This window comes from Bradyrhizobium oropedii, from assembly GCF_020889685.1.
GTDB classification, from domain to species: domain Bacteria; phylum Pseudomonadota; class Alphaproteobacteria; order Rhizobiales; family Xanthobacteraceae; genus Bradyrhizobium; species Bradyrhizobium oropedii.
Genome location: NZ_JACMYO010000012.1, coordinates 45,926 through 68,365, shown reverse-complemented (window position 1 = coordinate 68,365; position 22,440 = coordinate 45,926). Strand labels below are relative to the sequence as shown.

The 22,440-nt window shown below is 64.9% G+C and carries 18 protein-coding genes; 6 read left to right on the top strand and 12 right to left on the bottom strand.

The window, feature by feature from the left end:
* Positions 1–77: 77 nt before the first annotated feature.
* Positions 78–3,179, top strand: a complete 3,102-nt coding sequence (locus tag H8A95_RS06000; RefSeq protein ID WP_229182333.1) for a multidrug efflux RND transporter permease subunit — start codon at positions 78–80, stop codon at positions 3,177–3,179.
* 194 nt (positions 3,180–3,373) lie between these two features.
* Positions 3,374–4,117 (top strand): 2-amino-5-chloromuconate deaminase CnbZ, encoded by a 744-nt coding sequence (gene cnbZ / locus H8A95_RS05995; protein ID WP_229182332.1) that lies wholly within the window; start codon positions 3,374–3,376, stop codon positions 4,115–4,117.
* Positions 4,118–4,334: 217 nt separating this feature from the next.
* Here the strand turns inward: cnbZ and H8A95_RS05990 are convergent, their stop codons facing one another.
* The 12 genes from H8A95_RS05990 to H8A95_RS05935 all read right to left on the bottom strand — a co-directional run bounded on the left by H8A95_RS05990 (position 4,335) and on the right by H8A95_RS05935 (position 18,297).
* Complete coding sequence (locus H8A95_RS05990) at positions 4,335–5,225, bottom strand: ABC transporter permease (RefSeq protein ID WP_229182331.1); 891 nt, start codon at positions 5,223–5,225, stop codon at positions 4,335–4,337.
* Between the two features lie 4 nt (positions 5,226–5,229).
* The gene (locus H8A95_RS05985) at positions 5,230–6,171 is read right to left on the bottom strand and encodes an ABC transporter permease (RefSeq protein WP_163153030.1); all 942 of its coding nucleotides are present in this window, start codon (positions 6,169–6,171) and stop codon (positions 5,230–5,232) included.
* Positions 6,172–6,202: 31 nt separating this feature from the next.
* Positions 6,203–7,714: an ABC transporter substrate-binding protein gene (locus H8A95_RS05980; RefSeq protein WP_229182330.1), complete on the bottom strand. Its 1,512-nt coding sequence runs from the start codon at positions 7,712–7,714 to the stop codon at positions 6,203–6,205.
* Positions 7,715–7,739: 25 nt separating this feature from the next.
* Positions 7,740–8,828, bottom strand: coding sequence for an ABC transporter ATP-binding protein (locus H8A95_RS05975; protein ID WP_229182329.1), 1,089 nt, complete (start codon positions 8,826–8,828; stop codon positions 7,740–7,742).
* Entirely contained in the window at positions 8,825–9,814 is a 990-nt protein-coding gene (locus H8A95_RS05970) for an ABC transporter ATP-binding protein (RefSeq protein WP_229182328.1), read from the bottom strand. Before H8A95_RS05970 ends, H8A95_RS05975 begins: the two co-directional genes overlap by 4 nt.
* Positions 9,811–10,521, bottom strand: coding sequence for a DUF1028 domain-containing protein (locus H8A95_RS05965; protein WP_229182327.1), 711 nt, complete (start codon positions 10,519–10,521; stop codon positions 9,811–9,813). The genes H8A95_RS05970 and H8A95_RS05965 overlap by 4 nt, the downstream gene beginning before the upstream one ends.
* Before the next feature lie 220 nt (positions 10,522–10,741).
* Positions 10,742–12,547, bottom strand: coding sequence for a gamma-glutamyltransferase family protein (locus H8A95_RS05960; protein WP_229182326.1), 1,806 nt, complete (start codon positions 12,545–12,547; stop codon positions 10,742–10,744).
* Between the two features lie 124 nt (positions 12,548–12,671).
* The gene (locus H8A95_RS05955; protein WP_163153024.1) at positions 12,672–13,667 is read right to left on the bottom strand and encodes an ABC transporter ATP-binding protein; all 996 of its coding nucleotides are present in this window, start codon (positions 13,665–13,667) and stop codon (positions 12,672–12,674) included.
* Positions 13,664–14,647, bottom strand: a complete 984-nt coding sequence (locus H8A95_RS05950) for an ABC transporter ATP-binding protein (RefSeq protein ID WP_229182325.1) — start codon at positions 14,645–14,647, stop codon at positions 13,664–13,666. Before H8A95_RS05950 ends, H8A95_RS05955 begins: the two co-directional genes overlap by 4 nt.
* The gene (locus H8A95_RS05945; protein WP_229182324.1) at positions 14,644–15,603 is read right to left on the bottom strand and encodes an ABC transporter permease; all 960 of its coding nucleotides are present in this window, start codon (positions 15,601–15,603) and stop codon (positions 14,644–14,646) included. Before H8A95_RS05945 ends, H8A95_RS05950 begins: the two co-directional genes overlap by 4 nt.
* A gap of 11 nt (positions 15,604–15,614) precedes the next feature.
* The gene (locus H8A95_RS05940; RefSeq protein WP_163153021.1) at positions 15,615–16,595 is read right to left on the bottom strand and encodes an ABC transporter permease; all 981 of its coding nucleotides are present in this window, start codon (positions 16,593–16,595) and stop codon (positions 15,615–15,617) included.
* A gap of 103 nt (positions 16,596–16,698) precedes the next feature.
* On the bottom strand, positions 16,699–18,297 hold the full coding sequence (locus tag H8A95_RS05935) for an ABC transporter substrate-binding protein (RefSeq protein ID WP_229182323.1): 1,599 nt from the start codon (positions 18,295–18,297) through the stop codon (positions 16,699–16,701).
* 377 nt (positions 18,298–18,674) lie between these two features.
* Here H8A95_RS05935 and H8A95_RS05930 point away from each other — a divergent pair, with 377 nt between their 5' ends.
* From H8A95_RS05930 to H8A95_RS05915, 4 genes are read left to right on the top strand one after another with little or no spacing between them, the layout of a single operon-like run.
* Entirely contained in the window at positions 18,675–18,923 is a 249-nt protein-coding gene (locus tag H8A95_RS05930) for a DUF6489 family protein (RefSeq protein WP_163153019.1), read from the top strand.
* Positions 18,924–18,931: 8 nt separating this feature from the next.
* Entirely contained in the window at positions 18,932–19,723 is a 792-nt protein-coding gene (locus H8A95_RS05925) for an esterase/lipase family protein (RefSeq protein WP_229182322.1), read from the top strand.
* A gap of 58 nt (positions 19,724–19,781) precedes the next feature.
* Positions 19,782–21,332: a WS/DGAT/MGAT family O-acyltransferase gene (locus H8A95_RS05920; protein ID WP_229182321.1), complete on the top strand. Its 1,551-nt coding sequence runs from the start codon at positions 19,782–19,784 to the stop codon at positions 21,330–21,332.
* 10 nt (positions 21,333–21,342) lie between these two features.
* On the top strand, positions 21,343–22,338 hold the full coding sequence (locus H8A95_RS05915) for an alpha/beta fold hydrolase (protein ID WP_229182320.1): 996 nt from the start codon (positions 21,343–21,345) through the stop codon (positions 22,336–22,338).
* Positions 22,339–22,440 lie beyond the last annotated feature (102 nt).

Below are 22,440 nucleotides of genomic sequence, written 5' to 3'. Positions count from 1 at the left end.
CTAGCTGAACCCGGAGGGCCTGATGGCCCTCCGCCACATGTTGCCGCAACCGGCAGACAACACGAATCGAGTTGGCGATGGCCTTCACTGATATTTTCATCAAGCGCCCGGTGCTGTCGGTCGTCGTCAGCCTGCTGATCCTCTTGATCGGCTTGCGCGCGGCGATGGTGCTGCCGATCCGGCAATATCCGAATCTCTCGAACACCGTCGTGACGATCACGACGTCGTATCCCGGCGCGTCGCCCGAGCTGATCAACGGCTTCATCACCACGCCGATCGAGCAGGCGGTCGCTTCGGCCGAAGGCGTCGACTACATGACGTCGAACTCGGTGCTCGGCACCTCGACGATCCAGGTCTACGTCAAGCTCAACCACGATCCGAACCAGGCGCTCACTGAAGTGCTCGCCAAGGTCAATTCGGTCAAATACCTGATCCCGAAGGAAGCCTTCGATCCGGTCGTGACCAAGGCGACCGGTGACACCATCGCCGTGATGTATCTCGGCTTCTCCAGCGAAGAGCTGACCGGATCGGCGATCTCGGACTACCTGACCCGCGTCGTGCAGCCGGTGCTGTCGACGGTCGACGGCGTCGCTTCGGCCGACATTCTCGGCGGCCAGACCTTTGCGATGCGCGTCTGGCTCGATCCGACCCGTATGGCCGGACGCGGCGTGTCGCCCAACGACGTTGCCGCTGCGATCGCCGCCAACAACTTCCAGGCGGCCGCCGGCCAGACCAAGGGCTTCTTCATCGTCTCGAACGTCTCGGCCAATACCGACCTTCAGAACATCGATCAGTTCAAGCGAATGATCGTGAAGGCGAAGGACGGCGGCTTCGTGCGCATCGAGGACATCGCGACGGTGGAGCTCGCCGCGCAGTCGACCGACGCCAGCGTCGCCTTCAACGGCGAGCATGCGATCTTCATCGGCATCAAGGCGACGCCGCAGGGCAACCCGCTGACCCTGGTGAAGGGCGTGCGCGCGCTGTTCCCCGATCTCGAGCGCAATTTGCCGCCGTCGATGAAGATGAAGGTGGCCTACGACTCCACCAAGTTCATCCAATCGTCGATCGACGAGGTGCAGAAGACGCTGACTGAAGCGGTGCTGATCGTCGTCGTCGTGATCTTCCTGTTCCTGGCCTCGCTGCGGTCGGTGATCATCCCCGTCGTCACCATTCCGCTCTCGCTGATCGGCGTCTGCATCCTGATGCTGGCCGCCGGCTTCAGCTTCAACCTGCTGACGCTGCTGGCGATGGTGCTGGCGATCGGCCTCGTCGTCGACGACGCCATCGTGGTGGTGGAGAACATCCATCGACATCTCGAGGAGGGCCTGCCACCTGTGCAGGCATCACTGAAAGGTGCGCGCGAGATCGTGGGCCCCGTCGTCTCCATGACGATCACGCTGGCGGCGGTGTACGCACCGATCGGCTTCCTCGGCGGCGTGACCGGCACGCTGTTCCGCGAATTCGCCTTTACGCTGGCCGGCTCGGTGATCGTGTCGGGCGTGATCGCGCTGACGCTGTCGCCGATGATGTGCTCGGTGTTCCTCAAGAGCGCGGAAGAGGGCCGGTTCGCCAAGCTGGTCAATCGCGTGTTCGGCGCGTTGACGCGCGCCTATGGCCGCCAGCTCGATCGTTCGCTCGACTACCGCCCGATCACGGCGCTGTTCGCCGTGACCATCCTCGGCCTGGTCGGCTTCCTCTACATGCACATCCAGAAGGAACTGGCGCCGCAGGAAGACCAGGGCATCGTGTTCGCGGTGACCAAGGCGCCGAAATACGCCAACATCGACTACATCGATTTCTACGGCGACAAGATGGACAAGGAGTTCCAGAAGTTTCCCGAGACCGATCTGCGGTTCATCCTGAACGGCATCACCGGTCCGCAGGGCGGCTTCGCCGGCATGCTGCTCAAGCCGTGGGATGAGCGCAAGCGCTCGGCCCAGACGTTGCAGCCGCTGGTGCAGAACGAACTGTCGAAGATCGAAGGCGTCAGCGCGTTCGCGTTCAGCCTGCCGCCGCTGCCGGGCGGCCCCGGCGGTCTGCCGGTGCAGATGGTGATCTCGTCGACGGCCGGCTTCCAGCAGGTGTTCGACCAGATGAACAAGCTGAAGGATGCCGCGCGCAAGAGCGGCCTGTTCATCGTCACCGACAGCGACCTCGACTTCAACCAGCCGGTGGTCCGGGTGAAGGTCGATCGCTCCAAGGCGAGCGACCTCGGCATCACCATGCAGTCGGTCGGTGGCGCGCTGGCGACGCTGCTCGGCGGCAACTACGTCAACCGCTTCAACCTGGAAGGGCGCTCCTATCAGGTGATCCCGCAGGTGCCGCGCGCCAGCCGGCTCGCTCCGGAATCGTTCGACAACTACTACGTCCCGACCACGACCGGGCAGCTGGTGCGGCTGTCGACGGTGGTGTCGGTCGAGACCGGCGTCGATCCGAACGCGCTGACCCACTACAACCAGCTCAACTCGTCGACCTTCCAGGCCGTACCGATGCCCGGCGTCTCGATGGGGCAGGCGGTCGAGTTCCTGCAGGGTGAAGCCAAAAAGCTGCCGTCCGGCTTCAGCTACGACTTCCTCGCCGACTCCCGGCAGTACGTCCACGAGGGCAACCAGCTGCTGGTCACCTTCGCGTTCGCCATCATCATCATCTTCCTGGTGCTGGCGGCGCAGTTCGAGAGCCTGCGCGATCCGTTCGTGATCATGATCTCGGTGCCGATGGCGATCGTCGGCGCCTTGATCCCGCTGTTCTTCGGCGTCGCCACCATGAACATCTACACCCAGGTGGGCCTGCTGACGCTGGTCGGACTGATCACCAAGCACGGCATCCTGATGGTGGAGTTCGCCAACGAGCTGCAGCTCAAGGAGGGACTGGACCGCCGTTCGGCGATCGAGATGTCGGCCCGGATTCGTCTGCGCCCGATCCTGATGACGACGGCGGCCATGGTCACCGGCCTGTTGCCGCTGCTCACCGCCTCCGGCGCCGGCGCCGCCAGCCGCTTCTCGATCGGGCTCGTGGTCGTCGCCGGCATGACGATCGGCACGCTGTTCACCCTGTTCGTGCTGCCGGCCGTCTACATGACGATTGCGACCGACCACCAGGCCGCGGCCCGCTCCGAGCGTGCCAAGCAGATCGCCGACTACGAACTCGACGGCCGCGAGGGCGCATTGAAACCGACCTGAGCCCTCCAAGCTCATGTTCGCAGGAAAGGCGGCACTGGCGAAAGCCACTGCCGCCTTTTCTTTGTCTCGTGATTGCCTCCACCGATAGGCGGCCCGAAGACTCCCTGGTTTGACGCGTTTTCTTCACGCGAACCGGGAGACCGCTTCGCTCGAAAACGCTATGCTCCGCCTCACAAGATCTGGAGGAAACAGGCATGGCGAGCGAGTTTGCGGCGGGCAATTACCGGTTCATTCCGGCCGTATTCCAATATTCCAGCGGCGCGCAGGCGAACGCCGGCTATGAGATCGAGCGGGTCCGCTTCGATCGGCTGGTGCCGCTTGCCGAGGGCTTTGCGCGGATCGCGGCCTACATCAAGGACGCCGGCCGGCCGTTGACCTCGTTCTGCGCCTGCGAATTGCGCTCGCCGGCCGCCTTCACCGAGGACGGTTTCCGCGCCTTCAACCAGCACTACGTCAAGACGCTCGCCGAATGGGGCCTGTTCGACGGCACCATCAATCCGGTGGCCCGCAGCAATGTCTGTCCCGAGATCGATCCGCCAAGCGAGCCCTCGTTCTACGCGTTCTCGTTCACGCGGCCGAGCACGAGCACGTCGCCGTCCTTCGTGATCGCAGGCGGCGCCGAGGCGCGCAGTGGCACCGCCAGCTATCCCGACCGCATCGTTTGCTATCGCGACCTTAGCCCCGGCGCGTGGCGGGAGAAGGTCCGCTTTACCGCCGGTGAGATGGAGCGGCGTCTTGCCGAGTTCAGCTTCGGCTGGCAGGAGACCACCGCCGTGCAGGCCTACACGGTGCACGACATCCATCCCGTGGTCGTCGACGAACTGGTCCGCCGCGGCGCCACGCGCTCCGGCCTGACCTGGCACTTCTGCCGTCCGCCGGTGATCGATCTCGAATACGAGATGGATTGCAGGCGGGTGTTGCGGGAAGTGGTGATCTAGCTGAATGCGCACCTAGTGGTTCCGTCATCCCCGCGCAAAGGCTTCGCCTTTGTCGCTGGAGGTGCGAGCCTTGCGGCGCAATTGCGCCGCTGGGCGAGCCTCGAAGGATGCACGGCCCCAGTCGGGCCGTCGATCCTTCGAGGGCCGCTGAAGAAGCGGCCACCTCAGGATGACGGGGAAGTTTGAGCGTTCGCTGCTGTGATAGGACGACGGCGTGTCAACGCGCCTTCGGATCGAGCGCGTCGCGCAGGCCGTCGCCGACCAGATTGAATGACAGCACGACCAGGAAGATCGCAAGCCCCGGCCAGATTGCCATCCACGGCGCGCTGGTCAGGAAGCGTTGGGCGGCGTTGAGCATGCTGCCCCAGGACGGCGCCGGTGGCTGCTGGCCGAGGCCGAGAAAGGACAGTGCGGCTTCGGCGATGATTGCGGCGGCGATCGATAGCGTCGCTTGCACCAGGAGCGCGGGCAGGATGTTGGGCAGGATGTGGACCAGCGCGATGCGCCAACGCGGATTGCCCATGGCGCGCGCCGCCTCGACATAATCCTCGACCTTGACGCTCATGACCTGGCCGCGGGTCAGGCGGATGAAGATCGGGGTCGCCGAGACGCCGATCGCGATCATCGCGTTGCCAAGGCTCGGGCCGAGAAAGGCCGCGAGCGCGATTGCCAGGATCAGGAACGGGCAGGCCAGCATCGCATCGGTGATGCGGCTGATCAGGGCGTCGATGAAGCCGCCGCGATAGCCGGCGAGCAATCCGAGCGGCACGCCGATCGCAAGCGCGATGCCGACCGAGATCACGCCGGCGAGCAGCGAGGCGCGGGCGCCGAACACGATTCGCGCGAGCACGTCGCGGCCGAGCTCGTCGGTGCCGAACCAGTGCTGCAGCGACGGCGCCTTGCGCACCAGCGACCAACTCGTCGCGATCGGATCATAGGGCATGATCAGCGGCGCGAAGAGGGCGAGCAGGACAAACAGCGCGATCACGGCGAGGCCGAGCACGGCGCCGTTGCGCTTCATCAGTCTTCGCCAGGCGCGCCGCGCCGGGCTCTCCAGCGTCTCGGCGGCGGCAAGCGAAGCGGATGTGCTGAGCGCAGCGTCGGTCATCCGATCAACCCCTCAGCCGCGGATTGACGAGGATGTAGGCAATATCGGCGATCAGGTTGAGCGTGATGTAGATCGTCGCTGTCGTCAGCACCACGCCCTGCACGACGGCATAGTCGCGGTTGAACACGGCATCGACGATCAGCTTGCCGAAGCCCGGGATCGAGAAGATCTGCTCGGTGAGCACCGCGCCCGACAGCAGCGTGCCGAGCTCGAGCGCGCCGAGCGTGATGATCGGCGTCAGCGCGTTGCGCATCGCGTGCTTGAGGATCACCGTGCGCTCGGACAGGCCCTTCGCCCGCGCGGTGCGGACATAGTCGCTCTCCAGCACTTGCAGCATCGCGCTTCGCGTATGCCGCATCAGGATCGCGGCGATCGCGTTGCCGAGCACGAAGGCCGGCATGACGGATGCGGCGAGGCTCGCGCGCCAGTTTTCGCTGAGCGGTACGTAGCCGGAGGCCGGCAGCCAGCCAAGTTCGACCGAGAACAGGAAGATCAGCATGATGCCGAGCCAGAAATTCGGCGTCGAGATCCCCCACAGCGCGAACAAATTGGCGCCGTAGTCCCACGCCGTGCCCATCTTCACCGCCGAGATGATGCCGGCGGGAATGCCGATCAGGAAGGCGACCACGATCGCCATGCCGGCGATTTGCATCGTCACCGGCAGCTTCTGCGCGATCAGGCTCGATACCGGCATCTTGTTGCGCAGCGACTCGCCGAAGTCGCCCATCAGCACGCCCTTGACCCAATAGGCGTATTGCACCGGGATCGGCTGATCCAAATGGTATTGCTGGCGGATCTGCTCGATGACGGCCGGATCGCGCTCCTCGCCGGCCATCACGAGCGCCGGATCGCCGGGCAGCAGATGTTGCAGCGAGAAGATCAGGAGCGAGACGAAGAACAGCGTCGGGATCAGCTGAGCCAGCCGCTTGGCGAGGAAGTTCAGCATTGTCGGTCCCGCGTACCCTGCGCCGTGGCGATCATTTCAATTTCAGCCCGACCACGCGCACCAATCCATCCGGCATCTGCCGGTAACCTTCGACCTTGGCGGAGTGCGCGATCAGCAGCGTCCGGTGATAGAGATAGATGATCGGCTCGTCATTGAGCACGATCCTGGTCATCTTCTCGTAGATCGCCTTGCGCTGGGCGGGATCGTTGATCAGCCGCGCATCTTCCATCAGCTTGTCGGCTTCCGCGTTGGAATAGCCGCCGTCGTTCTGCGGCGCCTTGGTGTGCAGGAAGACATAGGAATTTCCGTCAGGATCGATCCGGCCGCTCCAGTTGATCTGAAACACCTGGAATTCGCCGGCCTGGGCCTGCTTGAACGTCGTCGCGAATTCGACCACGCGGATCTTGATGTCGAAGCCTGCCTCGGCCGCCATCGACTGCACGACCTGGGCCACGGCTTCGTTCTCGGCTCCTTTGGGGACCATGTAGTCGATCGCGACGGGCAGCGTGACACCGGCCTCCTTCAGCAGCGCCTTGGCCTTGGCGACGTCGCGTCCCCGAACCGGAAACGTCTTCTGATAGTACGGATGCGTCGGGCTGACCCACTGATTGCCCGGCGTGAACTCGCCGTTGAAGACGACCTGGTTGAGCGCCTCCCGGTCGATCGACAGGTCGAGCGCCTGGCGCACCTTTTCCGACTGGCTGAGCGGCCCCTTGCTCTTGTCGTTGCCGATGTTGATGGTGAGGCCGAGATAGCCGAGTTCAGGTGCGGTCGACAGCACGAGCCGCTTGTCGGCGCGGACATCCTTGATATCGGTGGCGAGCACGCGCTCGATCAGATCGAGCCCGCCGGACTTCAGATTGGCGAGCCGCACTGTGGCGTCGACGATGGGAAGGAACACGATGCGATCGATGAAGACGTTGTCCTTGTTCCAGTAATCCCCGAATTTCTCGAACACCATGCGGTCCTGCTGCACGCGTTCGACGAATTTGTAGGGGCCGGCGCAGACCGGATGCAGCCCGAATTTGTCGCCCGCTTCCTTCACAGCCTTCGGCGAGACCATCATGCCGGCGCGGTCGGTCAACTGGGCGATCAGCGGCGAGTAGGGCGTCTTGAGCACCAGTTTGATGGTCAGGGGACCGACGACGTCGACATGGTCGAGCGCGGCCAATTCCGGTTTGCGAAACGAGGTCGGCAGCGTGAGATGGCGCTCCAGCGAGAATTTGGCGGCTTCGGCGTCGAACGGCTCACCATCGTGGAACTTGACGCCCGGCCGGAGCTTGATCGTCATCTCCTTGCCGTCGGCCGAGTTCTCGTAGGACAGCGCGAGCTGCGGAACGATATTCAGCTTCTCGTCAATGTCGAACAGCTTGTCGCAGAAGGCCGAAAAGACGATGCGGCCGACATAGGTGCGTCCGACCGAGGGATCGAGGATGTCGGGGTCCTCGGCGAGCCCGATGCGAAGCGTCGTCTCGGCACGCGCGCTCGTTCCGCACCAGGTCACGAGGGCTGCCATCAGGACCGCCAAGCGCCAAAATCTCATCGCCAACCCCTTATCCGCTACGCCTTTATTCCCTACGAATAACCCCGGGCCGTCCCGAGGCTTCCGCCGCATTGAACGCCGCCACCAGCTTTTCCAGCGTCGGCGAGAATCCGCCATCGGACGGCACGATCGCCTCCGCGCCGGGCAGCTCGCCCGTCCGGTGACAGGCCGTTGCATATCCGGTGCCATCTTCGCGCAACTGCGGCACTTCGCTGCGGCAGCGCGCGATCACATAGGGGCAGCGGGTATGGAAGCGACAGCCGGAGGGCGGATTGAGCGCGCTCGGCAACTCGCCCTCCAGCACGATGCGGCTGCGTTTGGCGCGCGGCTTCGGCACCGGGATCGCCGACAGCAATGCGCGGCTATAGGGATGGCGCGGCGCGGTGAACAGCGCCTGTGCATCCGCGGTCTCGACGATGGTGCCGAGATTCATCACGGCGACGCGGTCGGCGATGTGCTTCACCACGGCGAGATCGTGCGAGACGAAGATGTAAGCGAGCTTCAGGCGATCCTGCAGGTCACGCAGCAAATTCAGGATCTGGGATCGGATCGAGACGTCGAGCGCCGACACCGGCTCGTCGCAGATGATCAGCTTCGGCTCGACCGCAAGGGCGCGCGCAATCGCGATGCGCTGGCGCTGGCCGCCGGAGAATTCATGCGGATAGCGGCGCGCGAAGCGCGGCTCGAGCCCGACCAGACGCAACAGCTCCTCGACGCGTTCGCGGCGGGCCGCCGCCGGGACGAGATTGTGCAGCGCCAGCGGCTCGGTCAGGATCTGGCTCACCGTCATGCGCGGGTTGAGCGACGCATAGGGGTCCTGGAAGATCAGCTGCGCATCGCGGCGGAACGCGCGCAATTGCTCGGCATTGAGCGTGCCGAGGTCGCGGCCCTCGAAGCGGATCCGTCCGGCATCCGGCTCGATCAGCCGCAGCACCAGGCGGCTGGCGGTGGATTTGCCGCAGCCGGATTCGCCGACCAGCGCCAGCGTCTTGCCGGCCTCGACCGTGAAGCTGACGCCGTCGACGGCCTTCACATGGGCGGTCGGCCGGCCGAACAGCGAGCGTTCGGCGACGAAATGCTTCACCAGCCCTTCGACCTCGAGCAGAACAGTCATGACACCAGCCGCTCCAGCGGCGCGCGGAGGCAGCGCGAGGCGTGGGTCGCGCTCAGCATCGCCAGCGGCGGGGGTGATTTTGTGCAGGCATTCTCCATGAACGGGCAGCGTGCGGCGAAGCGGCAGCCCGCCGGCGGGTTCGCCATGTTCGGCACCATGCCCTCGATGGTGGCGAGATGGCTGGTGCGGCGGTCGAGCCGCGGGATCGAGCCGAGCAGGCCGACCGTGTAGGGATGCTGCGGATTGGCAAACAGCTCGTCGACCGGGGCGCGCTCGACGATCTCCCCGGCATACATCACCGCGACCTCGTCGCAGACTTCGGCGACGACGCCGAGATCGTGGGTGATCAGGATGATCGCCGCACCACTCGCGGCCTTCAGCTCGCGCATCAGATCGAGAATCTGCGCCTGCAACGTGACGTCGAGTGCGGTGGTCGGCTCGTCGGCGATCAGGAGCTGCGGGTCGCAGGCCAGCGCCATCGCGATCATCACGCGCTGGCGCATGCCGCCGGACAGCTTGTGCGGATATTCGTCGATGCGTTTCTCGGGCGAGGGGATATGCACGCGGCGCAGCAGCTCGATGGTGCGCTCGCGCGCCGCGCGCCGGGAGCCGCCGCGGTGGCGCAAAATAGTCTCGGTGATCTGGTCGCCGATGGTGAAGCTCGGATTGAGCGAGGTCATCGGCTCCTGGAAGATCATGGCAAGCCGATTGCCGCGCAGGTCGCGCAGCGTCGCGTCAGGCACGTCGAGCAGGTCGAAGCCGTCGAAGCGGATCGCGCCGGACACCGCGGCGGATTGCTTCGGCAACAGCCCCATGATCGCGAGCGAGGTCACGCTCTTGCCGCAGCCGGACTCGCCGACCAGGCCGAGCGTCGCGCCGTTGGCGACGGACAGATCGACGCTGTCGACGGCATGCGTGGTGCGACCGTCGTCGCCGTGGAAGGTGACGCGCAGGCCCTCGATCTCGATCAGCGGGCCGGCGGTCATTCGCCGCTCTTGGTTGCCGCTGCGATGCCGGCCTCGATCCTGGCGCGATCGCTGATTCCGGCCGGGTTGGCGCGGGTCGGCATGAAGCCCCGGAACGGCACCCAGTGCTCGCGGCTGACCGCTTCCAGCCGCTCCAGCTCGCGCAGGGGATCGGCATGGTCGTCGACCCGCAGGTCCAGCGCCGGCCATTCCTCGGTGCCGTGGATCAGAAGCGCCGCGGACTGCTTGCCGCGCTTGTCGCCGCCGGCCGCTTCGCCGGCGAGCATCGCCTTGATCAGCCGTTCCGCGAACGGCAGCGTTTCGTTCGCCTCATAGACGCGTGCGGTCTCGTCGAGCACCGCAGGTCCGGCCAGCATGTTGCCGGCGATCGAAAAGCCTTCGCCGGCGATATGGCCGAACCAGTCGATGCAATCCTTGCCGGAGTGGGCAGCGATCCGGCCCTTGGCGTCCATGAGATGCACCTGCCGGCTGTCGCGGCTGTTGTCAGGCGCGAGCAGCGCCGAGACCACCTCATGCGGGCTCTTGCCGTCGCGCAGCAGCGCAAGGCCGTCGATGCCGTAATAGGGATTGACCAGCGCCTGCGTCGCAACGGCGCCGATCCCAGGTGCAATGTGCGGCACGAGAGCGCCAACCGCGAAGAACCGCGTCGCGACGGCGATGCCGAGCTGGCCGGTGGCGCTGTCGCGGGCGACGATCGACCAGGTCATCTCGCTTCTCTTCTCCCTCGCCCCGCTCTTTGCGGGGAGAGGGGTGGGGTGAGGGGCTTGTTCCGCGAAGATGATGAAAATCGAGTTCGCGGAGACTCCCCCTCACCCGGATCGCATCTTCGATGCGATCCGACCTCTCCCCGCAAGCGGGGCGAGGTGGAGTTTGAGGCTCGCTTCGCGATCCGACCGGACGTCATCATGCTGTGGCGATCACCTTGTGCTAGCGCCCTGCGGCGTAGCCCTGCATGCCGCGCGGGTTGGCGGCGGCGCGACGGCGGGGGCCGACCTTCGAGGCCGCGGTGAGCCGGCCTTCCGACCAATCGGGGCCAACCTCGACCACATGGCCGCGGCGCTTCAATTCGTCGATGGTCGATTTCGGCACGCGATTTTCCAGCACCAGCACGCCGGGCCGCGAGGTGCGTGGCCAGAACGAGATCGGGAAATGCTCGGAGTGCCAGGCCGGTGCGTCGATTGCCTCCTGCAAATTGAGCTTGGCGTGGACGTGGCGCAGGAAGAACTGGGTGATCCACTGGTCCTGCTGGTCGCCGCCCGGCGAACCCCAGGCGAGATACGGCTCGCCGTCGCGCAGCGCCATGGTCGGCGACAGCGTGGTGCGCGGCCGTTTGCCCGGCGCCAGCGAGGCCGGGTGGTTCTCCTCCAGCCAGAACATCTGGGCGCGGCTGCCGAGGCAGAAGCCGAGCTCGGGAATCACCGGCGAAGATTGCAGCCAGCCGCCCGACGGCGTCCCCGAGATCATGTTGCCGGCCTTGTCGATGATGTCGAAATGCACGGTATCGCCGCGCACCTCGCCGAACCGGCCGACGGTCGGCTCACCCGCGCCCATGGCGCCGACCGCTTCGCGATGCCCTTCGGCATGTCGCAATTTGACGACACCACCGAAGCCTTCGACCGAGCCGGGGCGGAAGTCGAGCGAAGCCTTGTCCCTTGAGATCAGCTTGCGCCGTTCGTTGTTATAGGTGTCGGACAGCAGCGTCTCGATCGGGATGTTCGTGAATTTCGGGTCGCCATAGAACGTCTCGCGATCGGCATAAGCGAGCTTGGCGGCTTCGATCTGCAGATGGATGAAGTCGGGGCCTGCGGGATCGAGCCCGTCGAGCTCAAAGCCCTTCAGCAGCGCGAGTTGCTGCAGCATCACCGGACCCTGGCTCCAGACCCCGGCCTTCTGCACGGTGTAGCGGCCGTAGTCATAGGTCAGCGGCGCTTCGATGGTCGGCTGCCAGCGCGCCATGTCGTCGGCCGACAGCACGCCGCGATGCGGCGAGCCGGAGACGTCCATCACCTCCTGGGTGCGGCAGAACTTGTCGATCGCTTCCGCGACGAAGCCCTTCGACCACGCCTGCCGCGCGCGCTCGATCTGCGCCACGCGGTCGCCGCCGGCGCTCTCTGCTTCAGTCAGGATACGAGTGTAAGTCTCCGCGAGCTTCTTGTTGGTGAAGATGGTGCCGGGCTTCGGCACCTCGCCGTTGGGCAGATAGACATCGGCCGAGGTGGTCCAGTATTTCCGGAAAAGCTGTTCGACGGTCTTGACGGTGGCTGACGCACGCTCGACCAACGGATAGCCGTCGCGGGCATAGGCGATCGCGGGCTCCAGCACGTCGCGCAGCTTCAATGTGCCGTAGTCGCGCAAGAGCAGCATCCAGGATTCGAACGTGCCGGGCACGCAGGCGGCGAGCAGGCCGGTGCCGGGCACCATCTCGAGGCCCTCGCTGCGGTAATGCGCGATCGTTGCCTTCGCGGGCGCCGGGCCCTGGCCGCAGATCACCTCGGTCTTGCCGCGCTTCACGTCGTGCACGATGATCGGCACGTCGCCGCCGGGGCCGTTCAGATGCGGCTCGACGACCTGCAACGTGAAGGCAGTTGCCACCCCCGCATCAAAGGCGTTGCCACCCTTCTCCAGCGTCGCCATGCCGACCGCGGTCGCGATCCAGTGCGTCGAGGTGACGACGCCGAAGGTGCCTTCGATCTCGGGCCTTGTGGTGAATGGATCGGGATTGACGTTGCTCATGGCGATTCACCGTTAGGCGGTTTGTTCTTCGATTTGTTCTGGCGCGACTTGCACGCGCGCACTTGATCACAGCCGGGCTGGTATGCCAACCGCTTGGTGGACATGGCCGCTCCCATCCGCGTGATCATGCCGGAACGGCGGCGGCAGGGCTGTTGACCGCGTGGCAGGCGACGCCGTCGATCAGTTCCGGCGCCCTCTCGCGGCAGAGATCGAAGGCGAGGGGACAGCGCGGGTTGAACGCACAGCCTGAGGGCGGATCGATCGGGTTGGGAATCTCGCCCTTGACCGGGATGCGCTGGCGGCCGGACATCGCAAGATCCGGAACCGCGCCGAGCAGCATCTTCGTGTACGGCATCCTCGGGTTCTCGAACAGTTTCCGGCCCTCGGCGATCTCGACGATGCGGCCGAGATACATCACGCCGATCCTGGTCGCCATGTGGCGGACAACCGCCAGATTGTGGCTGATGAACAGATAGGTCAGGCCGAACTTGTCCTGGAGGTCGCGCATCAGATTGAGGATCTGCGCCTGCACGGAGACGTCGAGCGCCGAGGTGGGCTCGTCGCAGACGATGAACTCGGCTTCGGACGCCAATGCGCGGGCGATCGCGATGCGCTGGCGCTGGCCGCCGGAAAACTCGTGCGGGAATTTTTGGCCGTCGTCGGGGTGCAGGCCGACCAGCGAAAGCAATTCGCCGACCCGGGCCTTGATGTCGCGCTCCCCCTGGATCAGGTCGAAGGCGCGGATCGGCTCGGCGACGATGGCGGCGACCCGGTAGCGCGGATTGAGGCTCGCATAGGGATCCTGAAAAACCATCTGGATGCGCCGGCGCAGCCGGCGGCGCGCCTGGCCCTGCCGCGGATCGGTCATCGAGATGCCGTCGATGATGACTTCGCCCGAACTCGGCGGCAGCAGGCCGACGACCATGCGCGCAACGGTGGTCTTGCCGGAGCCGGATTCGCCGACCAGCGCAAAGGTCTCGCCGCGCTTGATGTCGAAGCTGACACCGTCGACGGCTTTCAGAAGCTCGAGATGGCCACCCTCGAGCACGCGGTTGAGCCATGGCTTCGAGACGTCGAAGACGCGGCGCAGGTTCCTGACCTCGATCAACGTCCCGCTCATGCCGCGGTCTCCTTCGCGGGCTCGAACAGATGGCAGGCGACGGATTGCGTGCCCTGCCGGATCGGCTCAGGCCGCTCGATGCAGCAGCGATCGAACGCAAACGCGCAGCGCGGATTGAACGGGCAGCCTGGCGGGATTGCCGACAGCCGCGGCATCGCGCCTGGAATCTGCACCAGGCGCTTGTCCTCGCCGGCGAGTGTCGGGATCGCGCCCATCAGGCCCTTGGCGTAGGGATGCAAGGGATTGCGCACCACCTCCTGCACCGGGCCGATCTCGGCGATGCGGCCCGAATACATCACCGCGACGCGGTCGCAGGTCTCGGCGATCACGCCCATGTCGTGGGTCACCAGCATCACGGCGGTGCCATGGTCGCGCCCGAGCCGCTTGATCAGCGCGATGATCTGCGCCTGCACCGAGACGTCGAGCGCGGTGGTCGGCTCGTCGGCGATGATCAACTCCGGCTCGGCGCAGATCGCGAGCGCGATGACGACGCGCTGGCGCATGCCGCCGGAGAATTCATGCGGATAGCCGTCGATGCGCTTCTCCGGCGCGGGAATGCCGACCTCGGCCAATAGATCGATGGCGCGCCTGCGTGCGGCGCTTTCGCTTAAGTCGGTGTGGGTGCGAATGGTCTCGATGATCTGGTCGCCGATCCGGTAGAGCGGATTGAGGCTGGTCAGCGGGTCCTGGAAGATCATGCCGATCCGCTTGCCCCTGACGCGGCGGATCTCCTCCGGGGGAAGATGGTCGATCCGCGTGCCCGACAGCTCGATCTCGCCGCCGGAGATGCGGCCGGGCGGATCGATCAGCCCGATCACGGCAAGGCCCGTGACCGATTTGCCGGCGCCGGATTCGCCGACCACGCCGAGCACCTCGCCCTTGGCGATCTCGAACGACACGCCGTTGATGGCGCGCAAGGTGGCGCGGCGGGTGACGAATTCCACCTCGAGGTTACGCACGGAAAGAACAGGTTGGGTCATCGGAGCTTCGGGTTGAGTGCGTCGCGCAGCCAGTCGCCGAGCAGGTTGATGGAGAGGATCAGGCCCGCGAGCGCAATGCCCGGGAAGGCGACGATCCACCATTCGCCGGCGAACAGATAGTTGTTGCCGATCCGGATCAGGGTGCCGAGCGACGGCATGGTGTCGGGCATGCCGGCGCCGAGGAACGACAGCGTCGCCTCGGTGATGATGGCGAGCGCGAGGTTGATGGTGGCGATCACCAGGATCGGTCCCATGGTGTTCGGCAGCACGTGGCGGAACATGATCTTCGGCGCCGGCAGGCCGATCAACTGCGCCGCAGCGACATAGTCCTTGTTCTTCTCGACCATGACCGAGCCGCGCACGGTGCGGGCATACTGCACCCAGAAGCTGAGGCCGATCGCGATCACGAGCACGCCAAGCGTGCTCATCTCGTCGAGCCGGTTGCCGAGCAGCGATTTGGCGACGCCGTTGACCAGCAGCGCGATCAGGATCGCCGGGAAGGTGAGCTGCACGTCGGCGATCCGCATGATCACGGTGTCGACCACGCCGCCGAAATAGCCGGCGATCAGGCCAAGGGTGATGCCGAGCGCGCCGGCGAACACCACGCCTGCGATGCCGACCGCAAGCGAGATGCGCAGGCCGTAAAGGATCGCCGAGAGCACGTCGCGGCCCTGCTCGTCGGTGCCGAGCAGGAACGGGCTCTGGCCATCGGCGGTCCACAGCGGCGCGATCCGCGAGTTGAGCAGCTGCAGCTGCGCCGGATCGAACGGATCCTGCACCGCGAGCCATGACGCAAAGATCGCCAGCAGGAAGAACAGCAGCGTGATGGAGGCTGCGACCATCGTCAGCCTGGAGCGGCGGAACGAATAGAAGATGTCGCTGTCGAGCGCGCGCCTGACCCAGCCGGCAGGTGCCTGGTGGTCTTGCGTGCGATGGGGGACGACGGCGTCGGACATGGTTTGGTCCCTCACGCCGCGCGGCCGACGGTCGACCGCAAGCGCGGATCGACCACGGTGTAGAGGATGTCGACCACGAGATTGATGGTGACGAAGATCAGCGAGACCATCAGGAGATACGCGGCCATGATCGGGATATCGACATTCTGCACGGCCTGCACGAACAGAAGCCCCATGCCCGGCCATTGGAACACGGTTTCGGTGATGATCGAGAAAGCAATAACCGAGCCAAACTGCAGGCCGGCCACCGTGATCACCGGAACCAGCGTGTTCTTCAGCGCGTGGCCGAAATGGATCGCGCGCGTGGTCAGCCCGCGGGCGCGGGCAAAGCGGATATAGTCGGTGCGCAGCACTTCCAGCATTTCGGCGCGCACCAGCCGCATGATCAGGGTCATCTGGAACAGCCCGAGCGTGATCGCCGGCATGATGATCGCCTTCCAGCCGGAGACGGTGAGGAGCCCGGTCGACCACCAGCCGAGCTTCACCACGTCGCCGCGGCCGAAGGAGGGCAGCCAGCCCAAGGTCACGGCGAACAGATAGATCAGTAGGATGCCGATCAGGAAGGTCGGCAGCGAAATGCCGATCAGTGATATCGCCTGGAATAATCTGGCGAGAATGGTGTCTCGGCGCAGCGCCGAATAGACCCCCATCAGGATGCCGGCCACCATCGCAAAGATGGTGGCGACGATCGCAAGCTCCAGCGTCGCCGGCATGCGCTCCGCCAGCAGCGATGAGACCGGCAGGCGGAACTGGTAGGACACGCCGAACTTGAACTGCAGCGCATTGATGAAGTAGCGGCCGAACTGCACCAGCACGGGATCGTCGAGGCCGAGCGACTGCCGGATCGAGGCGCGTTCCGCCGCCGAGGTGTCGATCGAGACGATCTGGTTCACCGGATCGCCGGCGAAGCGGAACATCGCGAACGCGATGATGCCGACGGCGAGCATGACGCCGATGGCCTGGAGGAAGCGGCGAAGAGTGAAAGCGAGCATCTCTACCTTTCACTGCTTTTGACAATTGGCGCGCGGCTTTGCGCGACCGGAAAACGCGAGGTCCCGGAAGCCTGCGCTTCCGGGACCCAATTCGCCATAGCCACTATTCACCCTGTTTGGTCGCCCAGTACAGCAGCACCTGGTTGTCCGCGCGCTGGGTCAATTTGACTTTCTTCGACACGCCCCACACCAGCGGTTGCTGATGCAGCGGAATGTAGCCGTAATCCTTGATGACGATTTCGTAGGCCTGCTTGATCAACTGGTCGCGCTTGGCCGTGTCGCTCTCGACCAGGACCTTGTCGGTGAGCGCGTCGACTTCCTTGTTGCAATAGCCGCCGAGATTGGCCTCGCCCCGGGTGGAATCCTTCGCATCGTCGCGGCAGCCGAGGATGTCGTGCAGCACGTTGTGCGAGTCTGATGTCGCGGGGGTCCAGCCCAGCATGAAGAACGAGGTCTGGTAACCGCCGGGCTTCAGCACCTTGCCGAAATACTGCGCCTTCGGCTGCGCCAGCAGGTTCACCTTGACGCCGATGCGGGCCAGCATGCCGACCACCGCCTGGCAGATCGCGGCGTCGTTGACGTAGCGGTCGTTCGGGCAATCCATCGTGACTTCGAAGCCGTTCGGATAGCCGGCGTCGGCCAACAGCTTCTTGGCGCCATCAGGATCGAGTTTCGGCCGGGTGAACTCCTTCGACAGCGGATAGAGTTCGGGGGCGATCATCAGGGTCGAGGGCGTCGACATGCCGCGCATCACGCGGGTCTTGATCAGATCGACGTCGATGGTCTTGTAGAAGGCTTCGCGGACCCTGATGTCCTTGAACGGATTCTTGCCCTTGATGTTGGAATACAGCAGCTCGTCGCGGGCCATATCCATGCCGATGAAGATGGTGCGGATCTCCGGCGCGGTCATCACGGTGGCGACGCCGCTGGAATTGACGCGCTGGATGTCCTGCAGCGGAACCGGCTCGATGACATCGACTTCGCCCGAGAGCAGCGCGGCGACGCGCGTGGCGTCGGAGCCGATCGGGGTGAAGATGATTTCCTTGAGATTATGCTCGGGCTTGCGCCAATAGCCGGGAAACGCCTTGAACACGGTCTTCACACCGGGCTGATGGCTCTCGATCGTGAAGGGGCCGGTGCCGTTCTCGTGCAGCGCCGCGTAGCTCGGCGTGGTTGCGGAGGCCGGCGTCGGTGCGACCGAGTTGTTCTCCTCGCACCACTTCTTGTCCATGATGTACCAGCTATCCCATTGCGAGGTCAGGATGGGATTGGGCGAGTCCAGCGTCACGTCGACGGTGTAGTCGTCGACCTTGGTGAATTTGGCGTCGGCCGGGACGTTGCTGAGGAAATTGGAGCCCTTGGCGCGGACGCGGTCCGCGGAAAACAGCACGTCGTCGGCGGTGAAGGGGTCGCCATTGTGGAATTTCACGCCCTTGCGCAGATGGAAGCGCCATTTGGTCGGGCTCAGCGTCTCCCAGCTTTCCGCCAGTGCCGGAATGATCTTGAGGTCCTTGTCGCGCGCGGTGAGGCCCTCATAGACGTGGGCGTGGTGCGCGATCGTCGTGGTTTCCTTCAACGTGTAGGGATCCAGCGACTTGAGCTCGCCCTGGTTGGCATACTTCAACGTCTGGGCCGATGCCGGCAAGGCAAGGGCAACCAGTGCGACGGCCGTCGCCGCAAACAAACTCCAACGTACCGACATGTGATCCCGCGTCCCCGTTTTTGTCCGCCGGCTGCTTTGTCCGGCTGGTATTATTGATCCATGTTGCCAGAGTTTACCGGCCGCGCAAGCGCGATTTCCCAAAGGGTTAACCTGTTTGCACGGGTGCAGCGCAATGAATGGGATTCGACAGTAGGCTGTTCGCCGCAAACGCGCGACATTCGACTTTCGGAGTGCCGCCTCCTGATCGCTGAAATGATCGGCGGCGCGCCCCGTTATGCCGGTCGCTCCAAAACGGTTTGGTTGACCATAACGGATGATTGAGGCCGACTGCACCTTGGGGCGGGTGGGGCCGACTTGCGCAACGCACCCCGTCGCGGCGATACTGAGGTGGGTCAGGCGCGTTTGAGGAGGCGGATATGAAAGTCAACGTCGAGATAGATTGTACGCCCCTTGAAGCGCGGCAGTTCTTCGGCTTGCCGGATGTGGCGCCGATGCAGAATGCCGTCATGGACAAGCTGCAGCAGCAGATGCTGTCGAACATCGATAAGATTTCGCCGGAATCGCTGATGCAGAGCTGGTTCACCTTCGATCCCAAGCTCGCCGAGCGCTTCCAGGACATGTTCGTGGCGATGGCCGGCTTCGGCGGCACGAGCAAGAAGAAATAGTGACCGGCATGGACAGGAGCGTTGATGGGACCGAACGCCGGTTGCGCCCGCCTAGCCTGTTCCTGATGCTGGCCGAAGCGCGCGGCGTGCTCGAGCTCAATTCGAGCCTGCTGCTGTCGCCCCTGCTGATGCAGGCGCCGAAGGGCGACGGCCACCCGGTGCTGGCGCTGCCGGGCTTCCTTGCCAGCGACCTCTCGATGGCGCCGATGCGGCGCTATCTGAAGGAGCTCGGCTACGACGCCTACGCCTGGAACATGGGCCGCAATTTCGGCGGGATTTCCAGCAGGCGGGCTGCGCTGCGCGACCTGCTGAAGCGGGTCCATGAAGCGTCCGGGCGCAAGGTCTCGATCATCGGCTGGAGCCTTGGCGGCGTCTATGCGCGCGACCTGGCGACACAGATGCCCGATCTGGTGCGCTCCATCATTACGCTCGGCAGTCCGTTCGCCGACGACATCCGCGCCACCAACGCGACCCGGCTGTATGAGCTGCTGTCCGGCGAGGCGGTGGACGACATCCCCGAGATTCGCGCCGCGATCGCCGGCGACATGCCGGTGCCGGCCACCTCGATCTATTCCCGCACCGACGGCATCGTGAACTGGCGCACCTCGCGGGTGCGGCCGTCAGCGACCGCCGAAAACATCGAGGTGCAACTGGCCAGCCATCTCGGCCTCGGTGTCAACCCGGCAGCGCTGTGGGCGATCGCGGACCGGCTGGCGCAGTCGGAAGGCGAGTTCCGGCATTTTGACCGGTCGGGCCCCTTTGCCATTGCCTACGGGCCGGCAGAACAGGCACTATCCTGATCAGACGACGAGAAGCGCCGCCAAGGCGCCCGCGTGAGTAGGCTCTCGGGAGGAGATCATGAGCGACGCCAAGAAGCTGTCCTCGCTGGACGCATCGTTTCTGTATCTGGAAACGCCGGAAATGCCGATGCATGTCGGCAGCATGGCGATCTTCCGCCTGCCCGACGGCTACAAGGGCGACTTCTTCGAGGAATTCAAGGCGATGATCGCCTCGCGGCTGCACATCGCGCCGATCCTCAAGGCGCGCCTGCAGAAGGCGCCGCTCGACATCGATCATCCCTCCTGGGTCGAGGACGACCAGTTCGACATCGACCGCCATATCTTCCGCGCCAGCCTGCCCGCGCCGCGCGATCGCGCGACGCTGGAGCGCATCGTCGGCTGGATGCACGCCAAGCTCTTGAACCGCGCCCGCCCGCTCTGGGAGTTCTACGTCTTCGAGGGCATGAAGGACAACGAGATCGGGCTCTATTCCAAGATGCACCACGCCTGTATCGACGGCGGCGCTGGTGCTGCGCTGACCAGCATGATCTACGACCTGACGCCGGTGCCGCGCGAGATCGAGCCGCCGAGCGCGAAAAAGGTCGCACAGGAGCCGCGCGACATCGCGGCCAATCTGATCGACGCCTATCAGCAGCTCTGGACCCAGCCGTTCGAGGCGGCCGCCGCCGCGCAGAAGAGCCTGGAGCTGCCGCGCTCGGGCAAGAGCGACCTCGGCTCGATCCTGTTCGACAACGCCATGTTCCAGATCGAGAGCGCGGTGAAGTTCGCAGGCTCCATGCCGACCGTTATGAAGAGCCTGTCCGACGTCGTCGCCAAGGTCGCCGATCCGAGGTCGCGTGAGAACCTGCAGGCGATGGCCTCGCCGCCGACCATCCTCAACAAGGCGATCTCGTCGGAACGCAGCTTTGCCGGCACCTCGATCTCGTTGTCGCGCGCCAAGGCGCTGGCCAAGGCCTCGGGCGGCAAGCTCAACGACGTCGTGCTGGCGCTCGCCTCCGGCGTGGTGCGGCGCTATCTGATCAGCCAGGGCGCGCTGCCCAACAAATCGCTGACCGCCGGCGTGCCGATCTCGCTGCGCGAGGAGGGCAATGCCGAATCCAACAACCAGGTGTTCGGGATGATCTGCTCGATCGCGACCGACATCGAGGATCCCCGGAAGCGGCTGGAAACCATCATCGCGCAGTCCACCAAGTCCAAGGAGATGTCGCATCCGCTGCGCGCCCTGGTGCCGCAGGTGACCAACATCTCGCTGCTGGGTGCGCCGATCCTGGTGCAGATCCTGGCGCTGCTCTACAGCCGCTCCGATCTCTCCAACGTGCTGCCGCCGGCGACCAACATCACGGTCTCGAACGTGCCCGGGCCGCGGCAGACGCTGTACGCGGCAGGCGCCGAGCTGCTGCACATCTTCCCGGTTTCGATCTCGACCCACGGCGTGGCGCTCAACATCACCGTGCAGAGCTACCGCGATCAGCTCGATTTCGGCTTCATCGTGGGTGCCAACATCATTCCCCACGTGCAGGTGATGTGCGACATGCTGCCGCTCGAGTTCGATGCACTCGAGGCGGCGTTCGCTCCCCCGCCCGCGGACATCAAGGGCGCGGCTGAATAGGAATTTCACGATGATCGAGATGCCACCGCTGCAGTTCGCCGAGACGAACGGCATCCGCATGGGGTTTTACGAAGCAGGCCCCAAGACCGACACGCCGCCGGTGGTGCTGTGCCACGGCTGGCCTGAACTGGCGTTCTCCTGGCGCCACCAGATCAAGGCGTTGGGCGATGCCGGCATCCGGGTGATCGCGCCGGATCAGCGCGGCTACGGCGCGACCGACCGGCCGGAGCCGGTCGAAGCCTACGACATGGAGCACCTGACCGGCGATCTCGTCGGCCTGCTCGACCATCTCAAGATCGACAAGGCGATCTTCGTCGGTCACGACTGGGGCGGCTTTGTCGTCTGGCAGATGCCGCTCAGGCATCCGACGCGAGTCGCCGGCGTCGTCGGCGTCAACACGCCGCATTGGGACCGGGCGCCGATGGATCCGATCGCGCTGTTCCGCCAGCGCTTCGGCGACCATATGTACATCGTCCAGTTCCAGGACCCGGCGCGCGAGCCGGACCGCATCTTCGGCAGCCGGGTCGAGCAGACCTTTGACGCCTTCATGCGCAAGCCGGCCGCCCGTCCGCCCGGTGCGCCGGAGGAGCAACCGATCGCCGGTGTCGGCGCCTCGGCCCGGCTCAATTTGGCGTTTCCGCAGATGATCGCGAATTATGACGCCAAGCATGATCCACGGACGCCGATCCTGTCGGCGGAGGAGAAGAAGGTGTTCGTCGACACCTTCACCAAGACCGGCTTCACCGGCGGCATCAACTGGTATCGCAACTTCACCCGCAACTGGGAACGCTCGGCCGGGCTCGACCACAATGTGCGGGTGCCGTCGCTGATGATCATGGCCGAGAACGACGCGGTGCTGCCGCCTTCGGCCGCCGACGGCATGGAGAGACTGGTGCCCGATCTCGAAAAGCATCTGGTCCACGACAGCGGCCATTGGACGCAGCAGGAAAAACCTGACGAGGTCAGCGCCAAGCTGATCGAATGGCGCAGAAAGCGGTTTGGGTAACGACGAGACGGTAGAGCCGTCATTGCGAGCGAAGCGAAGCAATCCATCTGCCCGCATATGAGGTGAGATGGATTGCTTCGTCGCTTCGCTCCTCGCAATGAC

Bases quoted from the DNA above. Each gene is read 5' to 3' on its own strand.
- H8A95_RS06000 (WP_229182333.1), top strand. From the start codon at position 78: ATGGCCTTCACTGATATTTTCATCAAGCGCCCGGTGCTGTCGGTCGTC.
- cnbZ (WP_229182332.1), top strand. From the start codon at position 3,374: ATGGCGAGCGAGTTTGCGGCGGGCAATTACCGGTTCATTCCGGCCGTA.
- H8A95_RS05990 (WP_229182331.1), bottom strand. From the start codon at position 5,225: ATGACCGACGCTGCGCTCAGCACATCCGCTTCGCTTGCCGCCGCCGAG.
- H8A95_RS05985 (WP_163153030.1), bottom strand. From the start codon at position 6,171: ATGCTGAACTTCCTCGCCAAGCGGCTGGCTCAGCTGATCCCGACGCTG.
- H8A95_RS05980 (WP_229182330.1), bottom strand. From the start codon at position 7,714: ATGAGATTTTGGCGCTTGGCGGTCCTGATGGCAGCCCTCGTGACCTGG.
- H8A95_RS05975 (WP_229182329.1), bottom strand. From the start codon at position 8,828: ATGACTGTTCTGCTCGAGGTCGAAGGGCTGGTGAAGCATTTCGTCGCC.
- H8A95_RS05970 (WP_229182328.1), bottom strand. From the start codon at position 9,814: ATGACCGCCGGCCCGCTGATCGAGATCGAGGGCCTGCGCGTCACCTTC.
- H8A95_RS05965 (WP_229182327.1), bottom strand. From the start codon at position 10,521: ATGACCTGGTCGATCGTCGCCCGCGACAGCGCCACCGGCCAGCTCGGC.
- H8A95_RS05960 (WP_229182326.1), bottom strand. From the start codon at position 12,547: ATGAGCAACGTCAATCCCGATCCATTCACCACAAGGCCCGAGATCGAA.
- H8A95_RS05955 (WP_163153024.1), bottom strand. From the start codon at position 13,667: ATGAGCGGGACGTTGATCGAGGTCAGGAACCTGCGCCGCGTCTTCGAC.
- H8A95_RS05950 (WP_229182325.1), bottom strand. From the start codon at position 14,647: ATGACCCAACCTGTTCTTTCCGTGCGTAACCTCGAGGTGGAATTCGTC.
- H8A95_RS05945 (WP_229182324.1), bottom strand. From the start codon at position 15,603: ATGTCCGACGCCGTCGTCCCCCATCGCACGCAAGACCACCAGGCACCT.
- H8A95_RS05940 (WP_163153021.1), bottom strand. From the start codon at position 16,595: ATGCTCGCTTTCACTCTTCGCCGCTTCCTCCAGGCCATCGGCGTCATG.
- H8A95_RS05935 (WP_229182323.1), bottom strand. From the start codon at position 18,297: ATGTCGGTACGTTGGAGTTTGTTTGCGGCGACGGCCGTCGCACTGGTT.
- H8A95_RS05930 (WP_163153019.1), top strand. From the start codon at position 18,675: ATGAAAGTCAACGTCGAGATAGATTGTACGCCCCTTGAAGCGCGGCAG.
- H8A95_RS05925 (WP_229182322.1), top strand. From the start codon at position 18,932: ATGGACAGGAGCGTTGATGGGACCGAACGCCGGTTGCGCCCGCCTAGC.
- H8A95_RS05920 (WP_229182321.1), top strand. From the start codon at position 19,782: ATGAGCGACGCCAAGAAGCTGTCCTCGCTGGACGCATCGTTTCTGTAT.
- H8A95_RS05915 (WP_229182320.1), top strand. From the start codon at position 21,343: ATGATCGAGATGCCACCGCTGCAGTTCGCCGAGACGAACGGCATCCGC.